This is a genomic window from Streptomyces sp. ISL-12, from assembly GCF_018614415.1.
Lineage (GTDB): Bacteria > Actinomycetota > Actinomycetes > Streptomycetales > Streptomycetaceae > Streptomyces.
This window is the reverse complement of the sequence record NZ_JAGGOO010000108.1, coordinates 1-21,717: the sequence shown is the minus strand read 5'-3', so window position 1 is coordinate 21,717 and position 21,717 is coordinate 1. Positions and strand designations below refer to the sequence as shown.

Here is a 21,717-nt window from a genome sequence, read left to right as displayed (position 1 = left end):
CTCCCCCCGGCTGCCCCGGCTGCCCCGGCTGTTTTCGGCCACCCGCCGGCCTTCGGCCGGTCACGTCCGCAGGGCGTGACCGGCTGCCGGCCGGGGTGCGGCGTGGGCCGAGGCGCGGAATACGGACAGGACTTCCCTGCCCCTCCCTCCCCCGGCGGGTAAGCGCTAGCTTGATCTTGCCGATCGAATTCCCGTTCGGCCACCGGGTCGCGTGAGCGGAACTCCCGTGTCACGCGTGGGTGTTGACGGGCCAGACGGGGGGCGAGAGGAGCCGGACGGTGACACAGGGGCGGGTACGGCCACGGGATCCCTGGCGGCTGCTGCTGGTCGAGGACGACCGGGAACTGGTCGGCATGCTCTCCGGAGTACTGCGCGACGACGGCTACGAGGTCGACGCCGCGACCGACGGGCAGCGGGGCCTGCACCTGGGCCTGACCCGGCAGTACGACGTACTGGTCGTCGACCGGCGGCTGCCGGTGCTGGACGGCGTCGACCTGCTGGGCCGGCTGCGCTCGCGCGCGGTGCGCACCCCGGTGCTCATGCTGACCGCGATGGGCACCGTGCACGACCGGGTCGACGGGCTGGACGCCGGCGCCGACGACTACCTGGTCAAACCGTTCGACCTGGACGAACTCGGCGCCCGGCTCAGAGCCCTGTGCAGACGGGCGCTCGACGTCACCGACACCCTGCGGATCGGTTCCGGCCGGCTGCACGTCGGCCCGCGCGAGGTCGAACTGCCCGACGGGCGGCGGATCGCCCTGGCGGCCCGGGAGTTCGCGCTGCTGTGGGCGCTCGCCTCCCGCCCCGACGCCGTGTACTCGCGGGCGGAGCTGCGCCGGATGGTGTTCCAGGAGGCGCCCGCGTCGTCCATCGTCGACACCTACGTCTACTACCTGCGCCGCAAACTCGGCCGGCAGGCCGTGCGCACGGTCCGCGGCCTCGGCTACCGGCTGGGGGCGCTGTGAGGTCCTCACAGGTCGCGGAGCGCACGGAGGTGCGCCTGGCCCGGCTGCGGATCGCCGTGATCACCGCGGCGATCATCACGCTGCTCATGGTGGTGGTCGGCCTCGTCGCGGACACGGTGATGACCCGGGCGCAGAACGACCAGGTGCGGCGGGAGCTGCGCTACGGCGCCTCGCGCGGCGACCTGTCGAGCCCACCGGTGTGCACCTGGCTGTACGCGGCCGGCGCCACCCCGCTCGCCAACGCGCCGGACGGGTTCCCGGTCCGGGCCGATCTGGACCGGGTGCGCCGGACCGACGAGGCGGTGGAGCGGGTGGTGCACCGCAACGGCACGGTCTACCTGGTGCGCACCGAGGTCCGGGCGGACGGGAACGTGGTGCAGGCGGTGTTCGACCTGCGGTTCCAGCTCGCCGACCGCCGGCACCTCTGGTACGCGCTGGGCGTCGCGGAGCTGGTCGGGCTGATCGCGGCGGCCGTCACGGGCGCGGTCCTCGGCCGGCTGTCCGTGGCGCCGCTGGCCGAGGCGCTGGCCCGGCAGCGCCGGTTCGTCACGGACGCCAGTCACGAGCTGCGCACCCCCGTCACCCAGGTGTACACCCGGGCCCAGGTGCTGTCCCGGCAGGCGCGGGCCGCGCGGCTGCCGGCCGAGCACCGCGACGGCCTGGCCCGGCTGGTCGGTTCGGTGGGCCGGCTCGGCGCGGTCCTGGACGATCTGCTGCTCTCCGCGAGCCTCGCGGCGGACCCCGCGCGGCCCGCCGAGCGGGTGCCGGTCGATCTGACGGCGCTGGCCCGGTCGGTGGTCGCCGAGGAGGCGGAGCGGATCCGGGACGGCGGGCTCACCGTGACCGTGGGCGGTGCCCGCCGGTCCCTGTTCGTCGGCGGTGTCGAGTCGGCGCTGCGCCGGGCCGTCGGGGAGCTGCTGTCCAACGCGATCAGCCACACCCCGGCGGGCGGACGGGTCGAGGTGACGCTCACCCGCTCGGGCTCGGCCGTGGAGCTGACGGTCTCGGACACCGGGCCGGGTTTCGACCCGGCCGAGGCGGAGCGGCTGTTCGAGCGGTTCCACCGGGCCGGTGACGGCGGGCGGTACGGGCTGGGGCTGGCACTGCTGCGGGAGGTGGTCACGGGACACGGCGGTACGGTGACCGCGGCGGGCCGGCCCGGGCGGGGCGCCCGGTTCACCATCCGGCTGCCGGAGTGCGCTGCCCCGCCCGAGCGGATCCCGGCGGCCCCGGTCACGGCAGGTCACGTGTGAGCAGCAGCCGGGCCGCGGCGCGCACGTCGGCGTCCAGCGGGCGGTCCGGTTCGACCGGCGGGACGGTCTCGGCGAGGGCGTCCAGGAGTGCGGCGCACCGGGGCGCGGTGGGCCGGCGGGCGCCGACGTGGACGGCCTGGCGCAGGCCGACCGCGAGCGACCCGCACAGCAGGCCCAGCAGCCCGGCCATGTCGTAGGAGCGCAGGGCGGCCTGGGTGCCGAACGGGACGACGTCCTGGTTGTGCAGGTTGGTCGGCAGGCTCTGCATGGCGGCCGGGGCGGCGCATCGCCGGATCTCGGCGACGAACGCGGTGGTGGCCAGCTGCACGCCCTGCAGGCCGTGCTGGACGCCGGGTGCGGTGGCGAGCATCGGCGGCAGGCCCCCGTTGCGCGCCGGGTCCACCAGCAGGTCGAGCTGGCGTTCGGCGAGGTTGCCGAGCTGGGCGGTGACGGAGGCGAGCAGGTCGGCGGCGAACGCGGCGGGCTGCCCGAAGAAGTTCCCGCCGTGCACGACCCGGCCCGCGCCGTCGCCGTCACCGTCACCGTCGGCGAAGAACAGGGGGTTGTCGCTGACCCCGCCGAGGTCGGCGGCGACCACGCCGTCGACGTAGCCGAGGGCGTCCTCGGCCGCGCCGAGCAGTTGCGGGGCGCAGCGGATGCTGTACGGCTCCTGGAGCGGCCGGGCGCCGGAGGGGCTGGTGCCGGTCAGGGTGTGCCGCATGCGGGTGCCGACGACGGCCGCGCCGGGGTGCCCGTAGGCGCGCAGCAGGCCGGCGTCGAGGAAGCCTGGGTCGCAGCCGAGGAGGTCGGTGAGCAGGCAGGTGAGGTCGGTGAGCGCGCGGTGCGCGGCGCGGACGGTGTCGCGGGCCAGGGCGAGGGCGGCGGTGGTGACGGAGGTGCCGTTGACGAGGGCGAGGGCGTCGCGGCCGTCGAGGGCGAGCGGGGTCAGCCCGGCGGCGGTGAGCGCGTCGGCGGCGGGCAGGCGGCGGCCGTCCAGGTAGGCGTGGCCCCGGCCGCGCAGGGCCTGGGTGGCGTAGGCGAGCGGGATGAGGTCGCCGCTGGCGCCGACGGAGCCGTAGCGGGGGACGGCGGGCGAGAAGGTGGTGGCGAACATCGCGGCGAGCCGGTCGACGGTCTCGGCGGACACCCCGGAGTGCCCCTGGGCCAGCGACCAGGTGCGCAGCAGCAGGGCGGCGCGGGTGACGTCGTGCGGCAGGTCCGGGCCCTGCCCCGCGCCGAGGTGGGCCAGGGTGTTGTCGCACTGGTCGGCCTCGTCGGCGCGGCCCGCGTAGCCGACGAGGGCGCCGAAGCCGGTGGTGGCGCCGTAGACCGGGCCGTCCTTCCGCAGCGCGCGGAAGAGGTGCCGGCCGCGCTCGACCCGGGCGCGGGCCGCGTCGTCCACGGTGACGGTGAGCGGCGTCGCCGCGCGCCGCAGGGCGGTGGCGTCCAGAGGGCCGGTGAGCGTGACGGGATCCGTGGTGGTGAGCACAGGCCAGAACCTAGGCGGGGAATCTCAGAGCCCTCTGAAATCCGGTGGATAGCTTCCGGGCCATGGCGCACGACTACCTGATCATCGGAGCGGGGCCCGCGGGACTGCAACTCGCCGCCTCCCTGGAACGTGACGGTGCGGACTACGTGGTCCTGGAGCGCGGCAGCGTTCCCGGCGCGTTCTTCGAGCGGTTTCCCCGGCACCGCACCCTCATCTCGACCAACAAGGTGCACACCGGATACGACGATCCCGAGCTGCGGCTGCGGATGGACTGGAACTCGCTGCTGAGCGACGATCCGGAGCTGCTGTTCACCAAGTACAGCCCGCGCTACTTCCCGCCGGCCGACGAGATGGTCCGCTATCTGTCGGACTTCGCCGAGCGCACCGGGGTGCGCGTGCGGTACGGCACCGAGGTGGCGCGGATCTCCCGCGACGCCGACGGCTTCACCGTCACCGACCAGGGCGGACAGTCCTGGCGGGCGCGGCGGGTGGTGGTCGCCACCGGGGTGTCGCTGCCGAACGTGCCGGACATCCCCGGCATCGGACTGGCCGAGCGGTACGACTCGTTCGACCCCGACCCGGAGACCTTCACCGACCAGCGGGTGCTGATCATCGGGCGGGGCAACTCCGCCTTCGAGACGGCCGACAGCCTGATGGAGAACGCGGCGGTGATCCACGTCGTCGGCTCGGGTTCGCTGCCGCTGGCGTGGCGGACGCACTACGTCGGGCATCTGCGGGCGGTCAACAACAACTTCCTCGACAGCTACCAGCTGAAGTCGCAGAACGCGCTCCTGGACGGCCGGGTGCTCTCGATCCGGCGGGCGGCGGACGGCTTCCACGTGCCGGTCGCGTTCGAGCGGGCCGACGACGTGGTCAAGGAGATCCGCTACGACCGGGTGATCGTCGCCACCGGTTTCCGGCTCGACACCTCGATCTTCGACGAGTCCTGCGTCCCGGACCTGACGGTGAACGACCGGTTCCCGGACCTGACGGCGGTGGGCGAGTCGGTCAACGTGCCGGACCTGTACTTCGCCGGGACGCTGATGCAGGGCCGGGACTTCAAGAAGGCCACCACCGGCTTCATCCACGGCTTCCGCTACACGGTCCGCGCCCTGCACCGGGCACTGCGGCAGCGGTACGAAGGGGAGGCGTGGCCGGTGACCGAGCTGGGCGCGGACACCGAACGGGCCGTCGAGGAGGTCGTCACCCGCGTCAACCGGTCCTCCGCGCTGTGGCAGCAGTTCGGCGTCCTCGGCGACCTCCTGCTGCTCGCCCCGGACGGCACGCTGCGCTACGCCGAGGAGGTCCCGGTCGGCCAGGTGCCGCACGCCGTGCGCGCGGGCGACTTCGGGGAGGTGGCCGCGCACGCGGTGATCACCCTGGAGTACGGGGAGGACCACGACCGGGTCGACCCCTTCGACGTCACGGCGGGCCGCAAGTCGCAGCAGGACGTGGCGGGTCTGGACGGCCGCTATCTCCATCCCGTCGTCCGCTGGTACCGGGGCGGTGAGTTCGTCGACGCGTACCACCTCGCGGAGAACCTGGAGAACGAGTGGGACAGCGAGAAGTTCCACCGCGCCCCGCTGCGCGCCTTCCTGGAGGCCCGGCGCGGCCCGGCCGCCCCGGTGGCACCGTGATCCTCCGCGACCTGCACGACAAGGCGCGGCAGTCCCTGGACCCCGTCCGCTACGACTACGTGGCGGGCGGGGCGGGCGAGGAACGGGTCCTCGCCGACAACGAGCGGGCCTTCGACCGGTACGCGCTGCTGCCCCGGGTGCTGTCGGGCCGCGAGACGCGCGACACCGCCGTCGATCTGCCGGGCGCCCCGCGGACGGCGCCGGTGGTCGTGGCGCCGACCGCGTTCCACCGGCTGGCGCATCCCGACGGCGAGCGGGCCACGGCGCGGGCCGCCGCGGCCGAGGGCACCGTCCTGGTGACCGGGACCGCCTCGACCACCGCGGTCGCCGACGTGGTCGCGGCGGCCCGCGAGGCGGCCGGGGACCCGGCGGTGTGGTTCCAGCTGTATCCCCATCCCCGGCGCGAGGTCACCGGGGCGCTGGTGCGGCGGGCCGAGGAGGCGGGCTGCACGGCGCTGGTGGTGACCGTCGACTCCCCGGTGTTCGGCCGGCACACCCGGGACCTGCGCAACGGCTTCACCGATCTGCCGCCCGGCTACGCGGCGGAGAACATGCGCGGTCTGCCCGGCGCCCCGCCCGGCGCGCTCACCGACATCCCGATGTCCCCCGCGGTGTCCTGGCGGGACATCGACGACATCGTCGGGTCGACCTCACTGCCCGTGCTGCTCAAGGGAGTTCTGCACCCGGCGGATGCCCGGCTGGCCGTGGAGCACGGCGCGGCCGGGGTGGTCGTCTCCAACCACGGGGGCCGCCAGTCGGACGCCGTACCGGCGTCCGTGGACTGTCTGCCGGCGGTCGTGGCGGCCGTGGCGGGCCGGGTGCCGGTCCTGCTGGACGGCGGGATCCGCCGGGGCAGCGACATCGCCGTCGCCCTGGCGCTGGGCGCGAGCGCCGTCGGCGTGGGACGCCCGGTGGTGTGGGGTCTGGCCGCCGAGGGCGAGGCCGGGGTGCGGCGGGTCCTGGCGGCGCTGCGCGACGAGTACGACCACACCCTCGCGCTGTGCGGGGGGTGCCGGAACACCGATCTGACGAAGGACTTGGTCGTCCGGAAGGGCGGGACGTGGTGAACAGCGGGCCGAAGCGGGCTCCCGCGACGACATGGTGGCTGCCGCGGAGCGTGGTGGCGCTGCGGGTACGGATCTTCGAGAAGGTCAACGGCGACCACGCGGTGACCCTGCCCGACGCCACGCACGGACCGGAGGTGTTCGAGCGGGTCTACGCCCATCCCGCGGCGAACGGGCGCAGCGCCGGGGCAGGTCTGTCCGACCTGTTCTGGTACTGGCTGGCGCCGGGCCCGGAGGTGCACCAGGAGCACCTGGAGCCCGGCGAGCGCTACGAGGAGGTGGCCGCGACGACGCGGCGCATCCTGGCCGGCGGCTCGGAGGCCCTCGGGGCGGCGGCCGGCCGGGCCGTCGCCGGCGTACTGGGCTCCCTGCCGGACGACCGGATCAGCCTGGTACGGCTGCGGGACCTGGTGATGCCCGCGTGGGCCGGGTTCTGCTACGAACTGGTGTTCAAGGAGCCGTGTCCGCCGCGTGCCCGGGACCTGATCACCGCGCACGCCGACGACGTGATCAGCGCCCTGAAGTGCACCGGGCTGCGTCATCCGCGGCGCCGGGCGCGGCTGACGGCGTATCTGCGCGAACGGATCGCGGCCGGTGACGTGCCGCACCGGCTGCCGGCCTCGCTGTCCCTGCCCGAACAGGCGCACTACCTCCAGGGGACGTTCTTCAACACGGCCGTGGTGCAGCTCTCCGAGGCGACCGCGCACGTGCTGCTGGCCCTGGCCCGGCATCCGGAGGTGCAGCGCCGCCTGTGGGCGGAGCCCGGCGACGACCAGTACCTCACCCGCGTACTCGACGAGACGATGCGGCTGTACCCGCTGTTCGGCATCGCGCACCGCGTCACCACCGGGGAGATCCCGCTCGACGAGGAGACGGTGCTGCCGGCCGGCTCGGTGGTGTGCTTCAGCTATCCCGACTACCACGCCACGGGCTACGACCGTCCCGGGGAGTTCGACCCGGACCGCTGGGAGTCCCTGTCCGCCAAGGACGCCCACCACATCCCGTTCGGGGTGGCGGCGAACCGGCCCTGTCCGGCGTGGCGGCTGTCGCCGCTGGTGCTGCGCGCCGCGGTCCGCGAGGTGCTGCGCCGCTACCGGCTGGACTCGACGGCCTCGCACACCCGGTCCAACCCGCACCGCGCGCCCTGTCTGCTGATCCCGCGCGGTCTGTCCCCCGGGCCCCGCCTCGCGGTGCTGCGGAGGTTCGTGCGGGCGCGGGACGGCGTCGAGGACGTCACCCGGGCCGTGCGGCAGCTCGTGCTCGGCACGGTCATGGTGCTGCACGCCCGCAGGCTGCGGCTGGCGAGCCGCTATTTCGAGGAGCATCCGGCCGGGCGCTGCCCGGTCGTCCACCCGGAAGGAAACAGCACATGAGCGCCACGGATCTCGCACCCGCGTTCTTCCTCGCCGTCGTGGTCATCCTGGTCGTCTGCCGGATCGTGAGCCGGCTGCTGCAACTGGTCGGCCAGCCCCCGGTCGTCGGCGAGATGCTGGCGGGGGTGGTGCTGGGCCCGTCGGTGCTCGGCGCCCTGCTGCCCGGCGTGGAGTCGGGTCTCTTCCCGCAGGAACTGCGCCCGGTCCTCTACGTGGTGGGGCAGATCGGCCTCGTCGCGTTCATGTTCCACGTCGGCTGGGACTTCCGGGTGGACCGGCTGCGGGGCGTGGCCCGGTCCGCCGGTCTGGTCTCGGCGGCCGGGGTGGTGGTGCCGGTGCTGCTCGGTGTGCTGCTGATCGTCGTCGCCGGTGAGCGGACCGGCGCCATGGCCCCGGACGTGTCGCTGACGGTGTCGGCCCTGTTCGTCGGGGTCGCGCTGGCCGTGACGGCCTTCCCGATGCTGGCCCGGATCATCGCCGAGCAGAAGCTGGCGGGCACCCGGCACGGATCGCTGTCGCTGGGCGCGGGCGCGGTCGACGACGCGGTGGCCTGGATCCTGCTCGCGGGGGTCTTCAGCATCGCCGGCGGCAGCGCCGGGCTGGTGTCGCTGGCCGTCGCCGGCGGGTTCGGTCTCATCGTGGTCCTGGCGGTGGTGGTACGGCTGCGGGGACGCACCGTGCTGCTCGCCGAGCGGGCGGCGCCGGAGAACCTGCTCCTCATGCTGGTCGGCGTGCTGTTCCTGGTGGCCTGGTACACGGACGAGATCGGCCTGTACGCGGTGTTCGGGGCGTTCAGCCTCGGGCTGGTCTTCCCGCGCTCGCCGCAGCTGGACCGCTCGGTGGAGACGATCGAACCGGTGGGCCGGGTGTTCCTGCCGCTGTTCTTCACCTACTCGGGGCTGAACACGGACTTCACCCTGCTGGGCTCCGGGCCGGTGCTGCTGTTCACCGCGGGGTGCGTGCTGGTCGCGGTCGTCGGGAAGTTCGGCGCCTGCTGGCTCGCCGCCCGTCTCTCCGGGGAGCCGAACCGGGTGGCGCTGCGGGTCGGGGCACTGATGAACGCGCGGGGCCTGATGCAGCTGATCGCGCTCAACCTGGGACTGGCGGCGGGCATCGTGACGCAGGCGATGTTCAGCGCGCTGGTGGTGGTCGCCATCGTCACCACCGTCATGGCGACGCCGCTGCTGGCGCTGATCGACCGGCGGGAGCGGACCCGGGACGGGCGGGACGAGGGGCACGGACGGGACGAGCGGCCGCGGCCGGCGGTCGTGGCCGAGAACCACTGAGCACAAGGAAGGGCCCGGCCCCGACGGGCCGGGCCCTTCCTTGTGCCGGACGGTCAATCCCCGCTCGCCAGCCGCCGTTTGTCGGGCTTGCCGGCGGGCGTGAGCGGCACCTCCCCGATGAGGGTGAGCCGGGTCGGCGCGCACGCCTCGCCCAGCCGCGCGGCCACCAGGTCCCGCAGTTCACCGAGGCCGGGGACGCGTCCCTCGGCGGGTACGACGAAGGCGTGCACGGCCTCCCCGGTGCTGTCGTCGGGGACGGCGGTGACGTACGCCTCGGCCACCGCCGGGTGGGTGGCCAGCAGGCGTTCCACGGGACCGGCGTAGTACAGGTTGGCGTTGACGATGATCACGTCGCGGGCCCGTCCGGTGAGCCACAGCCGGCCCTGACCGTCGAGCCGGCCGAGGTCACGGGTGCGGACCCAGCCGTCCGGGGTGAACACTTCCGCGGTCAGCGCGGGTTCGCGCCAGTAGCCGCGGGCCTGCGACGGGGTGCGGACGAACAGTTCACCGTCGGTGCCGGGCGGGACGGGGCGGCCGTCGGTGTCCCGGACCTCCAGGTCGACGGGCGGGACGCCCAGCGAACCGGGTTCGTCGTCCGGGGTGGCCATGGAGATCATGCCGGTCTCGGTCTGGCCGTAGCCGTGGAAGACGACCGGCCCGAGCACCTCGGCGGCCTCGCGCAGCCGCCCCGGTGACAGCGGGGACCCGGAGACCATCAGCGCGCGCAGCGAGCCGAGGTCCACGGGCGAGGCCCGCTGGCTCGCGACGAGCTTGGTCAGCCGGGCCACGGTGATGACGCTCGCGGTGGCCCGGTGACGGACGAAGGCGTCGGGGAAGGCGGGCGGGTCGGCGGTGACGAGGGTGCCGCCGGCGGCGAGGGTGAGCAGGCCGTACTCCATCATCACCTGGCTCGCCAGGGTGCCGAAGACCAGGAACCGGTCGAGGCGGGCGGCGAGTTCGCGGACGGCGGGCGGCCAGGCGTCCGGCCGCAGCGCCCAGGCCGCGGTCATCGCCGCGTAGGTCTGGGCGCAGGCCTTGGGAAGGCCGGTGCTGCCGCTGGTGTGGATGAGCCGGGCGACGTCCTCCGGCCGGGCCGTGACCCGCGGCCGGAGGCCGTCGTCCGGCGTGGACAGCAGGTCGTCGAGGGCGAGGACGGCACCGGACGGCACCGTGTCCGGGTCGTCGGAGACCCGGTACGCGACGTCCGTGAGGAGGTGCTCGCGCTGGCGGTCGGTCAGTCCCGGCCGTACGCCGACGACACGGGCGCCGACGACGTGAGCGGCGACGACCGCGGCGAACGCCTCGGGGCTGACGCCCAGCAGCAGCGCGACGCCGTCACCGGGGCCGACGCCGTGCTCGCGCAGGCCGTTGGTCACGCGCCGTACGTCCGCGAGGAGTTCGGCTCCGGTGACGGCCCGGTCCAGGTGCTCGAAGACCACGCGGTCGCCCGCCGCGCCGAGGAGGTCGAGCACGCCGCCGGGGAACTGCTCAGTCAAGGCAGGCCTTCACGAACGCGACGAGCGGCTGCTGGTGGACGGCCGGGATGTCCCAGTCGTTCTCCAGGTTCTCCGCGAGGTGGTGGGTGCCGGCCAGGACGCCGTCGCGGTAGTGGCGGACGACGGGGTGCAGGTAGACGGAGTCCGCGGCGTGCTCGACGTCGTTCTCGACGACGCGCGGGACGCTGATGTCGAACGGGTCGACGCCGTCGTGTCCGGACCCGTACTCCAGGTCGACGACGAACCGGTGCGCGGCGGGGCCGAGACCGCCGTCGGTGACGTGGTCGAGCGGCACCTCCTCCTGGTAGCGGGCCCGGTCCCCGTCGACGGTGACCACGTCGCCGAGGAACCCGAACTGCTGCCAGAGCCCGGAGGAGCGGTTGACGCGGGCGATGAGGGCGTCGGCGATCGCCTCCGGGGTCGCGGGCAGTCCGGCGGCGGGCCAGGGGGTGTCGTGGTAGCGGGCGTCGAGGATGCGGGTCAGGGCCCGGACGCCGTAGCGGAAGCCGTGGATGAAGCCGTTGGTGAACTTCTTGAAGTCCCGCTGCTGGGTGAGGGTACCGGCGAAGTAGAGGTCCGGTACGTTCACCGACTCGTAGGCGGAGGTCTGTTCGGGGAACCGGTCGTCGATGACGAGGGCGGGGCGGCAGGTCTCGTCGAAGACGCTCGCGTCGAAGCGGAAGCCGGCGGCCACGATGATCCGGTCGTAGCGCAGTTCGCGCAGCCGTTCCGTGGTGCGGGCGTAGCGGAACACCACCCGGAACCCGCCTTCGGGGCTCTTCTCGACGCTCTCCACGGTGCCGTCCAGGACGGCGTTCTGCGACTTGAGCTGGTAGCTGTCCAGGAAGTTGTTGTTCACCGCGCGCAGATGGCCGACGAAGTGGGTCTGCCAGGCCATCTTCAGCGAGTGCGGGCCGGCCACGTGGATGACGGCCGCCTTCGCCATCAGGGACTCGGCGGTCTCGAACGCCGAGTTGCCCTTGCCGACGACCAGCACCCGCTGGTTGGTGAAGGAGGCCGGGTCGGTGTCGAAGTCGTCGTAGCGTTCGGCGAGTTCGATGCCGGGGATGGGCGGTACGTTGAGGCGGGAGACGCCGGTCGCCACGATGATCCGGCGGGCCCGCCAGGTCCGTCCGGCGCCGTCGAGGACGGTGAAGACCCCGTCGGCGCGGGAGACGCGGACGACTTCGGTGCCGTACTCGACGCGGACGCCGGTCTTCTCGGCGTAGTCGGCGAGATAGCGCACGAAGTCGTCGGCGCGGGGGAAGTAGTCGTCGCTGTACCGGGTGAACAGCAGCCGCGGGTCGTCGCTGAGCAGCGAGTTCCAGTCCATGCGGAGGCTGAGCTCCGGGTCGCTGTATCCGGTGTTGACCTTGTTGATGGATATCAACTGCCGATGCCGGGGGAAGCGGGTGAAGAACGTCCCCGGGCCGTTTCCCCGCTCCAGGACGACGTAGTCGCGTCCGTCGCGTTCCAGGGAAGCGGCGAGCTGCAGTCCGGCCGGTCCGGCCCCGATGATCAGGTAATCGCGCACCATGGACGGGACGCTAGTGGCGGGAAATCAGAACGTTCTGAGATTGCCGGCCGGGGCGGGCACGGGTGGCGGGCCGGGGCTCGCCGGCCGGCTCGGGGTGGCCGACGGGGGTGCGCTCCGGGCGGGCGTCCGCGGCCTCCAGGCGGAGCACGGCTTCTTCGTCGGGGGTGCCGGGCGCCGCCTGGTAGACCACCATGCGCTGGCCGCCGGTCCGGGCCAGGCTCATGATCTCGTAGGTCAGGGTCATCGTTCCGGCCTTCGGGTGCCGGAAGGTCTTCTGTCCGCCGCCGCGTTCACACACGTCGTAGCGTTCCCAGAGCCGGGCGAACTCCGGTGACTTCACGGCCAGTTCGCCGACGAGGGCGGTCAGTTCCGCGGAGTCCGGGTCGGCGCCGGCGACCGCGCGCAGGTGCGCCACCGAGGAGGCGACGGTCGCCTCCCACGGGTCGTAGAGGGTCCGGCCGACCGGGTGGAGGAAGAGGTAGCGGGTCAGGTTGCGCCGCTCCTCGGGCCAGTCCCACAGGCCGGGCATCAGCCGTCGGCCTGGCGGGTTGGCGGCGAGGACGCGGTTGAAGCGGTTGACCACGTAGGCGGGCATCGGACGGACCGACTCCAGCATCCGCAGGACCGAGTCGCGGACGGTGTGGTCGGAGCAGGCGGGCAGGTCGGAGATGCGTCCGGAGGCCAGTTCCGCGAGTTCGTGGAGGCGTTCGTAGGCGTCGCCGCGCAGCCGCAGGGCGCGGCCGAGGGCGTCCACGACCGCGGGGGACGGGTTGGTCTCCCGGCCGCGCTCCAGGCGGATGTAGTAGTCGACGCTCACCCCGGCCAGCGCGGCCAGTTCCTCCCGGCGCAGGCCGGGGGTGCGGCGCAGGCCCGCGCCGGCCGGGAGGCCGACGTCCTGCGGGCGCACCTGGGCCCTGCGGGCCTTGAGGTAGCGGCCGAGTTCGGTGCCCCGTGCGTCCCCTGCTGTCGCCATCCGCCCATTGTGGCAGCCGGTCGGGGAGCGTGAGGGGCCGTGTCACTGCCTGGAACGCGGCACCCCGGTACGACGCGGTCTGCCGGGCGGCGTCCGGAAGGCGGATGGTGGTGGGGAGCGGGCGGCCCGGCCGCCGGGGCCCAGGGGGTGCGTGGCACCGGACCGCGGCCCGGTGGCCGGTGCCGTCCGCCGTCGGTCCGTGTCCCTCGCCCGCCCGGGAGCCCTGCCGTGCCTGCCCTTCCCTCCTCGTCCTCGTCCCCCTCTCCGGTCCCGGTCTCGCCCTCGTCCCCGGCCCCGGTCTCTTCCCCGGTCCCGGTCTCGTCCCCAGTCTCGTCCCCGGTCTCGTCCCCGCCCCCGGTCTCGCCCTCGTCCTCGTCCCCGTCCTCGGACCCGGTCCGCAGTGGTGCCCCCGGGCCGTCGTCGCAACCCGACGGACGCGGCGGCCCGCCGGGGCGGACCGCGCCGGGCGGCGGGCTCGCCCTGGTCGCCGCGCTGCTCGGTTTCAGCGTCATCACCATCGACGTCTCCGCCGTGAACATCGCGCTGCCCGCCGTCCAGGACTCCCTCAGCGGCGGAATGGCGGGGCTGCAGTGGGTGGTCGACGCGTACACCCTCACCTTCGCCGCCCTGATGCTGTCCGCCGGCGCCCTGGCCGACCGCGTCGGTGCCCGCCGCGCCTACGCCTTGGGCGTGGCCCTGTTCACCGTGGCCTCCCTGGCCTGCGCGCTCGCTCCGGACATCGCCGTACTGATCGGGGCGCGCGTGGCGCAGGGCGGCGCGGCGGCGATCGTGATGCCGGCCTCGCTGGCGCTGATCCGGCACGCCTACGACGACGCGCGGTCCCGGGCCCGCGCCATCGCCCTGTGGGCGGTCGGCGGTTCGGTGGCGATGGCCGCGGGTCCGGTGCTGGGCGGGCTGCTCACCGACTCGGCCGGCTGGCGGGCGGTGTTCCTGCTGAACCTGCCGGTCGGCGCGGTGATCCTGGGCCTGCTGGTGCGGGTGCCGGTCTCCCCGCGCCGGCCCGCCGCGCTCGACGGGGCCGGGCAGCTGACGGCCGTACTGGCCCTGGCGGGGCTGGCGTTCGCGGTGATCGAGGGCGGGCACCGGGGCTGGACCAGCGGTCCCGTACTGGCGTCCGCCGCGCTCGCCGTCGTCTGCGGGTACGTGTTCTACGCGGTGGAGCGCCGGCAGCGGCGGCCCATGGTGCCGCTGGACATGCTGACCGACCGCCGGGTCGCCGTGCCGCTGGCGGTCGGCTTCTCCATCAACGCCGCCTTCTACGGCGGGATATTCCTCCTCGGGCTGTACTACCAGCAGGTGCGCGGCATGTCGGGGATCGTGGCCGGGCTGATGTTCGTCCCGATGTCGGTGCTGGTGACGGCGGTCAACCTGGTCTCGCCGCGCCTGGCGGAGCGGATCGGGCGGCGGCCGGTGATCGTGGCCGGGCAACTGGTGTTCGTCGGCGCGATGCTGGCCCTCATGCCGCTGGCCGCGCACACACCGGTGTGGCTGGTGCTGGTGCTGCTGGTGCCGCTGAGCGTCGGAGGGGCGGTGGTGGTGCCCGCGCTGACGGCACTGATGATCGACGCCGTGCCGGGGGAACGCGCGGGAACGGCGTCGGGGCTGCTCAACTCCCTGCGGCAGACCGGCGGCGCGCTCGCCGTCGCCCTGTTCGGCAGCCTGCTCGCCGCCCCGGACGGCGGCTTCTCCCTGCCGGGGATGCGCGTGGGCCTGCTCGTCGTCGCCGCCCTCCTGCTGGCCACCGCCGTGCTGTCCCGGGTCGCGCTGCCCCGGGAGTGACCCGCCCGGTTCAGGAATCCACGGTCCGGTCGGCGGCCCGCCGGGCTCGGGGCCCGTCCGTCCCGACGTCCTGGACGCCGATCACGGAGAGCAGCTCCAGCTGTCCCGCGCCCTCGCTGCCGGGCGGTGCGGTGAACCACAGCAGGCGTTGGCAGCCGTCCTCGCTGAACAGGCTGTGGCAGTCCAGTTCGATGACGCCCAGGGCGGGGTGGACGATGCGTTTGTGGTCGGTCCGCCGCAGGGCGACGTCGTGGGTGTCCCACAGGGCGGCGAACTCCGGGCTGCGCCGCCGCAGTCCGGCCACCATCCGCCGGACCGCGGGGTCGTCGCCGCGCCGGGCGGCGACCGCCTGGAGATCGGCGGCGAAGACCCGGGAGTGGTGGGGGTGGTCCGCCACGGGGTAGAGGGTGCGGGCCTCCGGGTCGGTGAACCAACGGTGGACGAAGCTCGCCTCCGGGCCGCGCACCGCCGGGGGCGGGCCGACGAGCGCGGCGGCCAGCGTGTTCTGGACCAGGGTCTCGTGCAGGTCGGTGATGACCTGGGCCGGCGTGCCGGCCAGCCGGTCCAGCAGAGCGAGCATGGCCGGCTGGACGTGCGCGTCCGGTCCGTGGGCCGCCGGGGGCACCGGCCGGTCGGCGAGGTGGAAGAGGTGGTCGCGCGCGTCGCCGTCCAGCCGCAGGGCCCGGCCCAGAGCGGCCAGTACCTGGGCCGAGGGCTGGGCACCGCGCCCGCGTTCCAGCTCGGTGTAGTAGTCGGCCGACAGGCCGGCCAGCTGGGCGACCTCCTCGCGCCGCAGCCCAGGCACCCGGCGCCGGGGCCCGGCGGTCAGGCCGACGTCGCGGGGGCGGACGCGGCCGCGCCGGGACTTCAGGAAGGCGCCCAGTTCCGAGTGGTTCATGTCGCCCATCGTCGCGCGGACGGGCTCTGCCGGCCAGGGGACGGTGACCCCAGGGTGGAAAGGGCCCTGGCCGGGCCGGGCACCGTGGCTCAGGCTGAGGCCCGTACCAACCGCTCGCGCCCTCACAAGGAGTGCCACCACCATGCCGTTCGCGAACTTCAAGGTCCCCGCCGGTTCCCTCGACGAGAAGGAGAAGAAGGAGATCGTCACCCGCGCCACCCAACTGTTCGTCGACATCTACGGGGAGCGGGCCCGCGCCACCACCCTGGTCCTGGTCGAGGAGGTCACCGACGGAGGCTGGGGCATCGGCGGTGACGTCCTGACTCTCGCCATGCTCCAGGGGTCGACCGAGGACTGACCTCCCCGCTACGGTCCTCGGGAGCCGAGCCGATGCCGGAAGGGACGACATGCGCTTCACCGACGGGCCTCGTACGCACTGTGACGTTCTGGTGCGCGCCGGGGCGGAACGGGTCTGGGAGCTGGTCACCGACATCCGGCTGCCGGCCCGGCTCAGCCCGGAACTGCGGCGCGTGGCCTGGCTCGACGGCGCGGACCGGCCCGCGGTCGGCGCGCGCTTCGAGGGTCACAACCGGCACCGTCTGCTCGGCGAGTGGCGCACGGTCTCCCAGGTGACCGAGCTGGTGCCGCGGCAGACGTTCACCTGGGCGGTCACGGACGCGGACGGCCGCTACGGGCCGCCCTCCGTGGACCCGGCCCGGCCGATGGCCGTCTGGAGCTACACGCTGCGGACCGGGGCCGACGGCGTCCGGCTGCGCCAGTCGGTACGCGTGGGGCCGGGGCCGAGCGGCGTCACGCGGGCGATCGAGCAACGGCCGGACCGCGAGCCGGACATCATCGCCTTCCGGCTGGCGGAGCTGCGCGCGGGCATGCGGGAAACCCTCACCGGGGTCAAGGCACTCGCCGAGGCGGAGACCGACCGGGACGGACAGGATGAACTGTGCGACTCGGACAGTTCTGACGAACAGGACGCCGGGCACCGGTAGCCCGGCGAGCACGCGGCGCACGGCGCGTGGCGTGCGGGAGCACGCACCCCCGCTCGTGGCGTGCGGGGGCACGTGCTCCACGGGGCGGTGCTTCCGTACGCCGTCGGGGCCGGGCGTGCGGGTCACATGCCGTGGCAAGACCCATGGCAGCCGGCGCGACGCGTGCGCCCGCTGTCCCGCCCGCGCAGGAGGTCGCCTTCCGTGTCGATCACGCCCCGAGCGGTGTACGAACGCCCACTGGCGGGCCACGAGGCGATGTTCGTCCAGTCGGGCACGCCCGTGGTCCTGTGCCATTCCCTGGGCGGTCCCGTGGACCGGGAGGTGCTCGACGAGTCCCTCCGTGTCCTGGCCGGTGTCCATCCCGTCCTCACCGCCCGGTGCCGTCCCGGGCCGGACGGTCCCCTCCTGCGCTGCCACCCCGCCGCGCCTCCTCGGCTGCGTACCGGCACCGACTTCGCCGCCGCCACCGCCCCTTTCGCTCCCGGGGCGCCGATGGTGCGCGCGACCCTGCTGGAACAGCCCGGCGGGGACCGGCTGTTCGTGCTGTGCGTCCACCACGCCATCGCCGACGGCGTCAGCGCCCTGACCGCGCTGGCGCAACTGTGGGAGATCTGCACCGCCCGGATCACCGGCCGGGCTCCCCGGCTGCCACCCGCGACGGACGGGCTGCCGCACCCCGTGGAGCCGTACTTCCGCCACAGGGTCACCCGTCGGCAGATCGACGGGTTCCTGGCCCGCCGGGCCGCCCGTGCCCGAGCCCTCTCCCCCCTCTGTCTCCCGGCCGAGGCGGCCGGCACCGGCGGCCCGGCGCGCGGAGTGCACGTACGACGTGTCGCCCTGGACCGCGAGCAGACCGCCCGCCTGGTACGGACCGCCCGGGACAGCGGCATCAGCACGCACAGCGTCGCCTGCGGCCTCGTCCTGACCGCGGTGCGGGACGTCGCCGACGACGCACCCGGCGTACGTACTCTGACCTGCGCCTCCGCGCTCGACGTACGGCGCCGGCTGGTGCCGCCGCTGCCCGCGCACCGCGTGGTGATGGCGGTGGCGGCCCTGGAGACGCACGTCCCGGTCGCCTCGGCGGACGACCCGGTGCGCGTCGGGCGGCTGGTCCGGGAGCGGATGCGCGCCACGGTCCGCAGCGGCGAACTGGACCTGTCCATCGCCGCCCTGCCGGAGTTGGCCGCCCAGGCCCTGGCCCGCGGTCCGGCGCTGCCCCTGAGCGTGGCGGTCTCCGACCTCACCGCCCGCGCCCCCGCGCTCCCCATGCCGCCGGAACTGTCCGCCTCCGCGCCCTGGGGGTACGTCGAGGTCCACGGACCGGTCCCCGTAGCCGCCCTGACGGGGCATCACAGCGACGCCCTGGGTCTCACCCTCGCGCTGCCGCGCGCCTTCTTCACCGCCGGCCAGGCCCAGCGGCTCGCCGGTGCCCTGCACCGCACCACCCGGCGGGCGCTGGGCGCTCCCTGACGACGGTCCCGTCGTGACCGGCAGGCCCGCGGCCTCGTTGCGGTGACGTGTACTCCATCAGTGCGACCGACCGCACCTTCCTCACGATGCGGCGGCCACCCGTCGCCGGATTCTTCCTGGACTTCGACGGCCGGGCGCCGTCCGTGGACGAGCTGGCGCGGCGCGTCGCGGCCCGGTCGGGCTCGCTGCCCGCGCTGACCCGTCTCCTGCCCGCGGGCCGGGCCCGGTACGGGTCGCCGCACGCCGCCGCCGTCGATCCGAACGCGCACGTCCGCCACTGGCGCGTCCCGGACGGGGAACGGGCCCTCCACGACGCCTGCGAGGCCCTGCTGACGCGGGAACTGCCCGGCCGGGCGCGTCCGCCGTGGGACTGCCGGCTGCTCACCCAGTCCTCCGTCGCCGGGCGGTTCCGGGTCTGCTTCCGCGTGCACCACGCCCTGACCGACGGGGTCGGAGCCGCCCACAGCGCCCTCGCCCTCCTCGCGGACACCCCGGTGGCCGGGCCGCCGCTGTATCCCGACGCCGGCGGCGGTATCCGCGCGGGCCTGTGCGCCGTACGGGAGACGGCCGCGCCCGCGCTCCGCCCCGGGCCGCCCTGGCACGCGCTGCGCCGCGTCACCGGGCCGGGCGGTGGAGCGCGGTGGACGTACGGCGATGTGCCGCTCGCCCGGCTGCGCGCCCTGGCGGACACCCACCGGACCAGTGTGAACGACATCGCGCTGGCCGCGCTGGCCCTCGCCCTGCGGTCGTGGAGCACGGAACTGGCGCTGCCCGACCCTCCGTCCCCCGCCCGGACGCTGGTGGCGATGTCCACCCGCACGCCTCGGCAACGGCTCGCGCCGGGCAACCACATCGCCTTCCACCGGCTGCACCTCCCCGTCACCGCCGCCACGCTGGGAACCTCGGCGGCCGAGGTGCGCCGGCAGACGGACGCCGTGCGGCGCTCGCACCGCCGCGACGCCCTGCGCGCGCTGCTGGACCTGCCCTGCCCGCCGGCCTCCGGGAGCCGCGCGCTGCGCGCCGTGGTCAACACCCGCCTCTATCCCTTCGCCGTGAGCAGCGTCTCCTTCCCGCAGAGCTTCACCTGCTTCGGCGCACGGCTGAGCGCGGCCTCGCTGTTCCTGCACATCGGGGACGACGAGCAGCGGCCCGTGTACCTGTCCTTCACCCGCACTCCGGACACCGTGCGGTGCGCCGTGGTCACCGACGTTCCCCGGGCGCACGCCACCGCGCTCCCCCGCCACTGGGTCCGGGCCCTGGGCTGACGGCGTCCGCCGGTGTCCGGGCCCCGGAGGCGAGCAGGGCCAGCTTGTCGGCGCTGTCGGTGCCGGGGTCCGGGTGGAGCACGACCAGCATCTGGCCCGCCGTACCGCCGATGTCCAGTTTCTCCCTGTTCAGCCGGAGGTCTCCGGCCCGGGGGTGGGTGAGACGCACCGGAGCGCCCTCGCACACCTTGATGTCGTGGCGGGCCCAGAGCCGGCTGAAGCGGGGGCTGGCCAGGGAGAGTCCGCCGACCAGCTCGACGAACCGGGGGTCGTCGGTGTCGGTGCCGACCGACTCGCGGAAGACGGCGACGGCGCCCTCGGTGGTCTCCTCCCAGTCCGGGTGGAGTGCCTGTTGGGCGGGGTCGAGGAACAGGTCCCACAGGCGGTTGGCCCCCACCGCCAGCCGCGGCGACAGGGCCGTCGCCAGGGCGTTGGCGGCGAGGATGTCGAAGTAGCGGTCCTCGACCACCGCGGGCAGCGGGAGCGTGGCGACGAGCTGGGCGATGCCCGCGGGGACGGTTTCCTCGCGGGGGCGGCGGGGCCGCCGGCGCGGCCGGGCGGCGGCGAGGCGCAGCAGGTAGGCCGTCGCGTCGTCGTCGAGCCGCAGCACGCGGGCGAGCGACTCCAGGACCTGCACGGACGGGTTGCGGTCCCGGCCCTGCTCCAGGCGCAGGTAGTAGTCGGCGCTGATACCCGCGAGCATCGCGACCTCTTCCCGGCGCAGTCCCTGCACGCGTCGTGTCCCCACCGCGGGGATACCGACCTGTTCGGGGGTGACGAGCCGGCGGCGAGCGCGCATGTAGTCACCCAGCGGGTTCGGTCCGTCGGTCATCCGCCCACTGTAGTGCGGGTGCCGGGGCCGTTCCTGGTCCTGTCACCCCCAGGACCGCGGGGGCTCTGGCCCCTCCGGCGGCCGGTCCGCATCGTGGTCGGTGGCGTCCACGCCGCTCGTACGGACCAGCACAGCAAGGAGCACTCCCATGTCGACGTATCTGCTCGTACACGGCGCCTGGCACAGCGGCCGGGCCTGGGACCGGGTGGTCCCGTTGCTGGTCTCGGCCGGTCACCGGGGGCTCGCGCCGTCCCTGACCGGGTACGGCGACAAGGCGCACCTGCTCGGCCCCGAGGTGGGACTCGACACCCATGTCGACGACGTCGTCGGGCTGCTCGTCGAGGAGGACCTCACCGACGTGGTGCTCGTGGGGCACAGCTACGCCGGGCTGGTCGTCTCGGCGGTCGCCCACCGGGTCCCGGAGCGGGTGGGGCACCTGGTGTACCTCGACGCGATGGTCCCGCTGGACGGCGAGAGCGCGGCCGATGTCATGCCCGTGACCCGGCACCTGATCGACCGGGCGCTGGAGTCCGAGAGCGGCTGGCGGGTTCCGCCGCTGCCCGAACTGCCGCCTCCGGCGGGCTTGTTCGGGGTCACCGACCCCGCGGACATCGCCTGGCTGCGCACGATGGTGTCGGACCATCCGGTGCGCTGCCTCCAGCAGCGGGTCCGGCTGGACAACCCGGCCGCGGACGCGATCCCGCGGACCCACATCCACTGCGTGGCCGGTGTGCCGGAGGGTTTCGCCCGGCGGCCCGTCCCCCCGGTGCAGCCCAACGGCGAGCCCGCGCGGGTGTGGGAGCTGCCGACCGGTCACGACTGCATGGTCACCATGCCGGGCGAGCTGACCGAACTGTTGCTGCGGCTGGCACGGGCGGAGGCCGCGTAGCCGCCGTTCCCTTCCTCAGGCCCCGCTCGGCGCGTGGCTGAGGTCCACGACGCAGAAGACGTTGCCGTCGGGGTCGGCGAGGACGACGAAGTCGGGCTCGGGCGGGTACAGGTCCCAGTCGACGGCCCGGGCACCGAGCCCGATCAGCCGCTGGACCTCCGCCCGCTGCTCCTCGGCGCTGTCCGTGAAGAGGTCGAGGTGCAGTCGGGGGCGCGGTTCGGCCGGCGACGCGCTGAGCAGCAGGCCGAGCGCCCGGCCGGACCCGTCGGCGTGGTGGAGCGTGCGCCAGGTCTCGCTGCTCCACTCGTCGGCGGTGACCAGGTCCAGCGCCTGTGTCCAGAAGACCACCGCTCGGGGCAGGTCCGTGACACCGATGACGGGCATTCCGAGTCGCAGCATGGGACAAGGCTAGGGCCTGTCGTTTGGATCAGGTCGCAGGGAAGCCGCGGTGACTGCTCGATGCCAGTGAGCGGGGTCTGGTGCGTG

The 21,717-nt window shown here is 74.4% G+C and carries 19 protein-coding genes; 12 read left to right on the top strand and 7 right to left on the bottom strand.

The window, feature by feature from the left end; genetic code table 11:
- Positions 1 to 278: 278 nt before the first annotated feature.
- Positions 279 to 965 (top strand): response regulator transcription factor, encoded by a 687-nt coding sequence (locus J7I94_RS27010; RefSeq protein WP_215170974.1) that lies wholly within the window; start codon positions 279 to 281, stop codon positions 963 to 965.
- Positions 962 to 2,218, top strand: a complete 1,257-nt coding sequence (locus tag J7I94_RS27005) for a HAMP domain-containing sensor histidine kinase (RefSeq protein WP_308114709.1) — start codon at positions 962 to 964, stop codon at positions 2,216 to 2,218. Before J7I94_RS27010 ends, J7I94_RS27005 begins: the two co-directional genes overlap by 4 nt.
- Here J7I94_RS27005 and hutH read toward each other — a convergent pair.
- A complete protein-coding gene (gene hutH, locus J7I94_RS27000; RefSeq protein ID WP_215170972.1) occupies positions 2,199 to 3,707 on the bottom strand; it encodes a histidine ammonia-lyase in 1,509 nt (502 codons plus the stop codon). The genes J7I94_RS27005 and hutH overlap by 20 nt on opposite strands.
- Positions 3,708 to 3,769: 62 nt before the next feature.
- On the opposite strand from hutH, the gene J7I94_RS26995 reads away from it, so the two are divergent.
- The 4 genes from J7I94_RS26995 to J7I94_RS26980 are packed head-to-tail and all read left to right on the top strand — an operon-like array spanning position 3,770 to position 9,067.
- Entirely contained in the window at positions 3,770 to 5,344 is a 1,575-nt protein-coding gene (locus J7I94_RS26995) for an FAD-dependent oxidoreductase (RefSeq protein WP_215170970.1), read from the top strand.
- Entirely contained in the window at positions 5,341 to 6,411 is a 1,071-nt protein-coding gene (locus J7I94_RS26990) for an alpha-hydroxy acid oxidase (protein WP_215170968.1), read from the top strand. Before J7I94_RS26995 ends, J7I94_RS26990 begins: the two co-directional genes overlap by 4 nt.
- Entirely contained in the window at positions 6,405 to 7,781 is a 1,377-nt protein-coding gene (locus J7I94_RS26985; protein WP_215170966.1) for a cytochrome P450, read from the top strand. The genes J7I94_RS26990 and J7I94_RS26985 overlap by 7 nt, the downstream gene beginning before the upstream one ends.
- Positions 7,778 to 9,067: a cation:proton antiporter gene (locus J7I94_RS26980; RefSeq protein WP_215170964.1), complete on the top strand. Its 1,290-nt coding sequence runs from the start codon at positions 7,778 to 7,780 to the stop codon at positions 9,065 to 9,067. The genes J7I94_RS26985 and J7I94_RS26980 overlap by 4 nt, the downstream gene beginning before the upstream one ends.
- Positions 9,068 to 9,120: 53 nt before the next feature.
- Here the strand turns inward: J7I94_RS26980 and J7I94_RS26975 are convergent, their stop codons facing one another.
- The 3 genes from J7I94_RS26975 to J7I94_RS26965 are packed head-to-tail and all read right to left on the bottom strand — an operon-like array spanning position 9,121 to position 13,073.
- A complete protein-coding gene (locus J7I94_RS26975) occupies positions 9,121 to 10,563 on the bottom strand; it encodes a class I adenylate-forming enzyme family protein (RefSeq protein WP_215170962.1) in 1,443 nt (480 codons plus the stop codon).
- Complete coding sequence (locus J7I94_RS26970) at positions 10,556 to 12,100, bottom strand: FAD-dependent oxidoreductase (protein ID WP_215170961.1); 1,545 nt, start codon at positions 12,098 to 12,100, stop codon at positions 10,556 to 10,558. The genes J7I94_RS26975 and J7I94_RS26970 overlap by 8 nt, the downstream gene beginning before the upstream one ends.
- Before the next feature lie 10 nt (positions 12,101 to 12,110).
- Positions 12,111 to 13,073, bottom strand: a complete 963-nt coding sequence (locus J7I94_RS26965; protein WP_215170960.1) for a helix-turn-helix domain-containing protein — start codon at positions 13,071 to 13,073, stop codon at positions 12,111 to 12,113.
- Between the two features lie 492 nt (positions 13,074 to 13,565).
- Here J7I94_RS26965 and J7I94_RS26960 point away from each other — a divergent pair, with 492 nt between their 5' ends.
- Positions 13,566 to 14,873 (top strand): MFS transporter, encoded by a 1,308-nt coding sequence (locus J7I94_RS26960; protein WP_215171049.1) that lies wholly within the window; start codon positions 13,566 to 13,568, stop codon positions 14,871 to 14,873.
- 10 nt (positions 14,874 to 14,883) lie between these two features.
- On the opposite strand, the gene J7I94_RS26955 is transcribed toward J7I94_RS26960, so the two are convergent.
- Positions 14,884 to 15,771 (bottom strand): helix-turn-helix transcriptional regulator, encoded by an 888-nt coding sequence (locus J7I94_RS26955; protein ID WP_215170958.1) that lies wholly within the window; start codon positions 15,769 to 15,771, stop codon positions 14,884 to 14,886.
- Between the two features lie 142 nt (positions 15,772 to 15,913).
- On the opposite strand from J7I94_RS26955, the gene J7I94_RS26950 reads away from it, so the two are divergent.
- From J7I94_RS26950 to J7I94_RS26935, 4 genes are all read left to right on the top strand, one after another.
- Positions 15,914 to 16,129, top strand: coding sequence for a tautomerase family protein (locus J7I94_RS26950; RefSeq protein WP_215170956.1), 216 nt, complete (start codon positions 15,914 to 15,916; stop codon positions 16,127 to 16,129).
- Between the two features lie 49 nt (positions 16,130 to 16,178).
- Positions 16,179 to 16,775, top strand: a complete 597-nt coding sequence (locus J7I94_RS26945; RefSeq protein WP_215170954.1) for an SRPBCC family protein — start codon at positions 16,179 to 16,181, stop codon at positions 16,773 to 16,775.
- Positions 16,776 to 16,976: 201 nt separating this feature from the next.
- Entirely contained in the window at positions 16,977 to 18,245 is a 1,269-nt protein-coding gene (locus J7I94_RS26940; RefSeq protein ID WP_215170953.1) for a hypothetical protein, read from the top strand.
- Between the two features lie 47 nt (positions 18,246 to 18,292).
- On the top strand, positions 18,293 to 19,510 hold the full coding sequence (locus J7I94_RS26935) for a wax ester/triacylglycerol synthase domain-containing protein (protein ID WP_215170950.1): 1,218 nt from the start codon (positions 18,293 to 18,295) through the stop codon (positions 19,508 to 19,510).
- On the opposite strand, the gene J7I94_RS26930 is transcribed toward J7I94_RS26935, so the two are convergent.
- Positions 19,446 to 20,342: a helix-turn-helix domain-containing protein gene (locus tag J7I94_RS26930; protein ID WP_215170948.1), complete on the bottom strand. Its 897-nt coding sequence runs from the start codon at positions 20,340 to 20,342 to the stop codon at positions 19,446 to 19,448. The two genes, J7I94_RS26935 and J7I94_RS26930, sit on opposite strands and share 65 nt — an antisense overlap.
- A gap of 148 nt (positions 20,343 to 20,490) precedes the next feature.
- On the opposite strand from J7I94_RS26930, the gene J7I94_RS26925 reads away from it, so the two are divergent.
- Positions 20,491 to 21,231, top strand: a complete 741-nt coding sequence (locus J7I94_RS26925) for an alpha/beta hydrolase (RefSeq protein WP_215170946.1) — start codon at positions 20,491 to 20,493, stop codon at positions 21,229 to 21,231.
- 15 nt (positions 21,232 to 21,246) lie between these two features.
- On the opposite strand, the gene J7I94_RS26920 is transcribed toward J7I94_RS26925, so the two are convergent.
- Complete coding sequence (locus J7I94_RS26920; RefSeq protein WP_215170945.1) at positions 21,247 to 21,630, bottom strand: VOC family protein; 384 nt, start codon at positions 21,628 to 21,630, stop codon at positions 21,247 to 21,249.
- Positions 21,631 to 21,717 lie beyond the last annotated feature (87 nt).

Coding starts and splice junctions, on each gene's coding strand:
- J7I94_RS26920 (WP_215170945.1), bottom strand. CDS start 21,630: ATGCTGCGACTCGGAATGCCCGTCATCGGTGTCACGGACCTGCCCCGA.
- J7I94_RS26995 (WP_215170970.1), top strand. CDS start 3,770: ATGGCGCACGACTACCTGATCATCGGAGCGGGGCCCGCGGGACTGCAA.
- J7I94_RS26950 (WP_215170956.1), top strand. CDS start 15,914: ATGCCGTTCGCGAACTTCAAGGTCCCCGCCGGTTCCCTCGACGAGAAG.
- J7I94_RS26930 (WP_215170948.1), bottom strand. CDS start 20,342: ATGACCGACGGACCGAACCCGCTGGGTGACTACATGCGCGCTCGCCGC.
- J7I94_RS26965 (WP_215170960.1), bottom strand. CDS start 13,073: ATGGCGACAGCAGGGGACGCACGGGGCACCGAACTCGGCCGCTACCTC.
- J7I94_RS26980 (WP_215170964.1), top strand. CDS start 7,778: ATGAGCGCCACGGATCTCGCACCCGCGTTCTTCCTCGCCGTCGTGGTC.
- J7I94_RS26970 (WP_215170961.1), bottom strand. CDS start 12,100: ATGGTGCGCGATTACCTGATCATCGGGGCCGGACCGGCCGGACTGCAG.
- J7I94_RS26955 (WP_215170958.1), bottom strand. CDS start 15,771: ATGAACCACTCGGAACTGGGCGCCTTCCTGAAGTCCCGGCGCGGCCGC.
- J7I94_RS26925 (WP_215170946.1), top strand. CDS start 20,491: ATGTCGACGTATCTGCTCGTACACGGCGCCTGGCACAGCGGCCGGGCC.
- J7I94_RS26945 (WP_215170954.1), top strand. CDS start 16,179: ATGCGCTTCACCGACGGGCCTCGTACGCACTGTGACGTTCTGGTGCGC.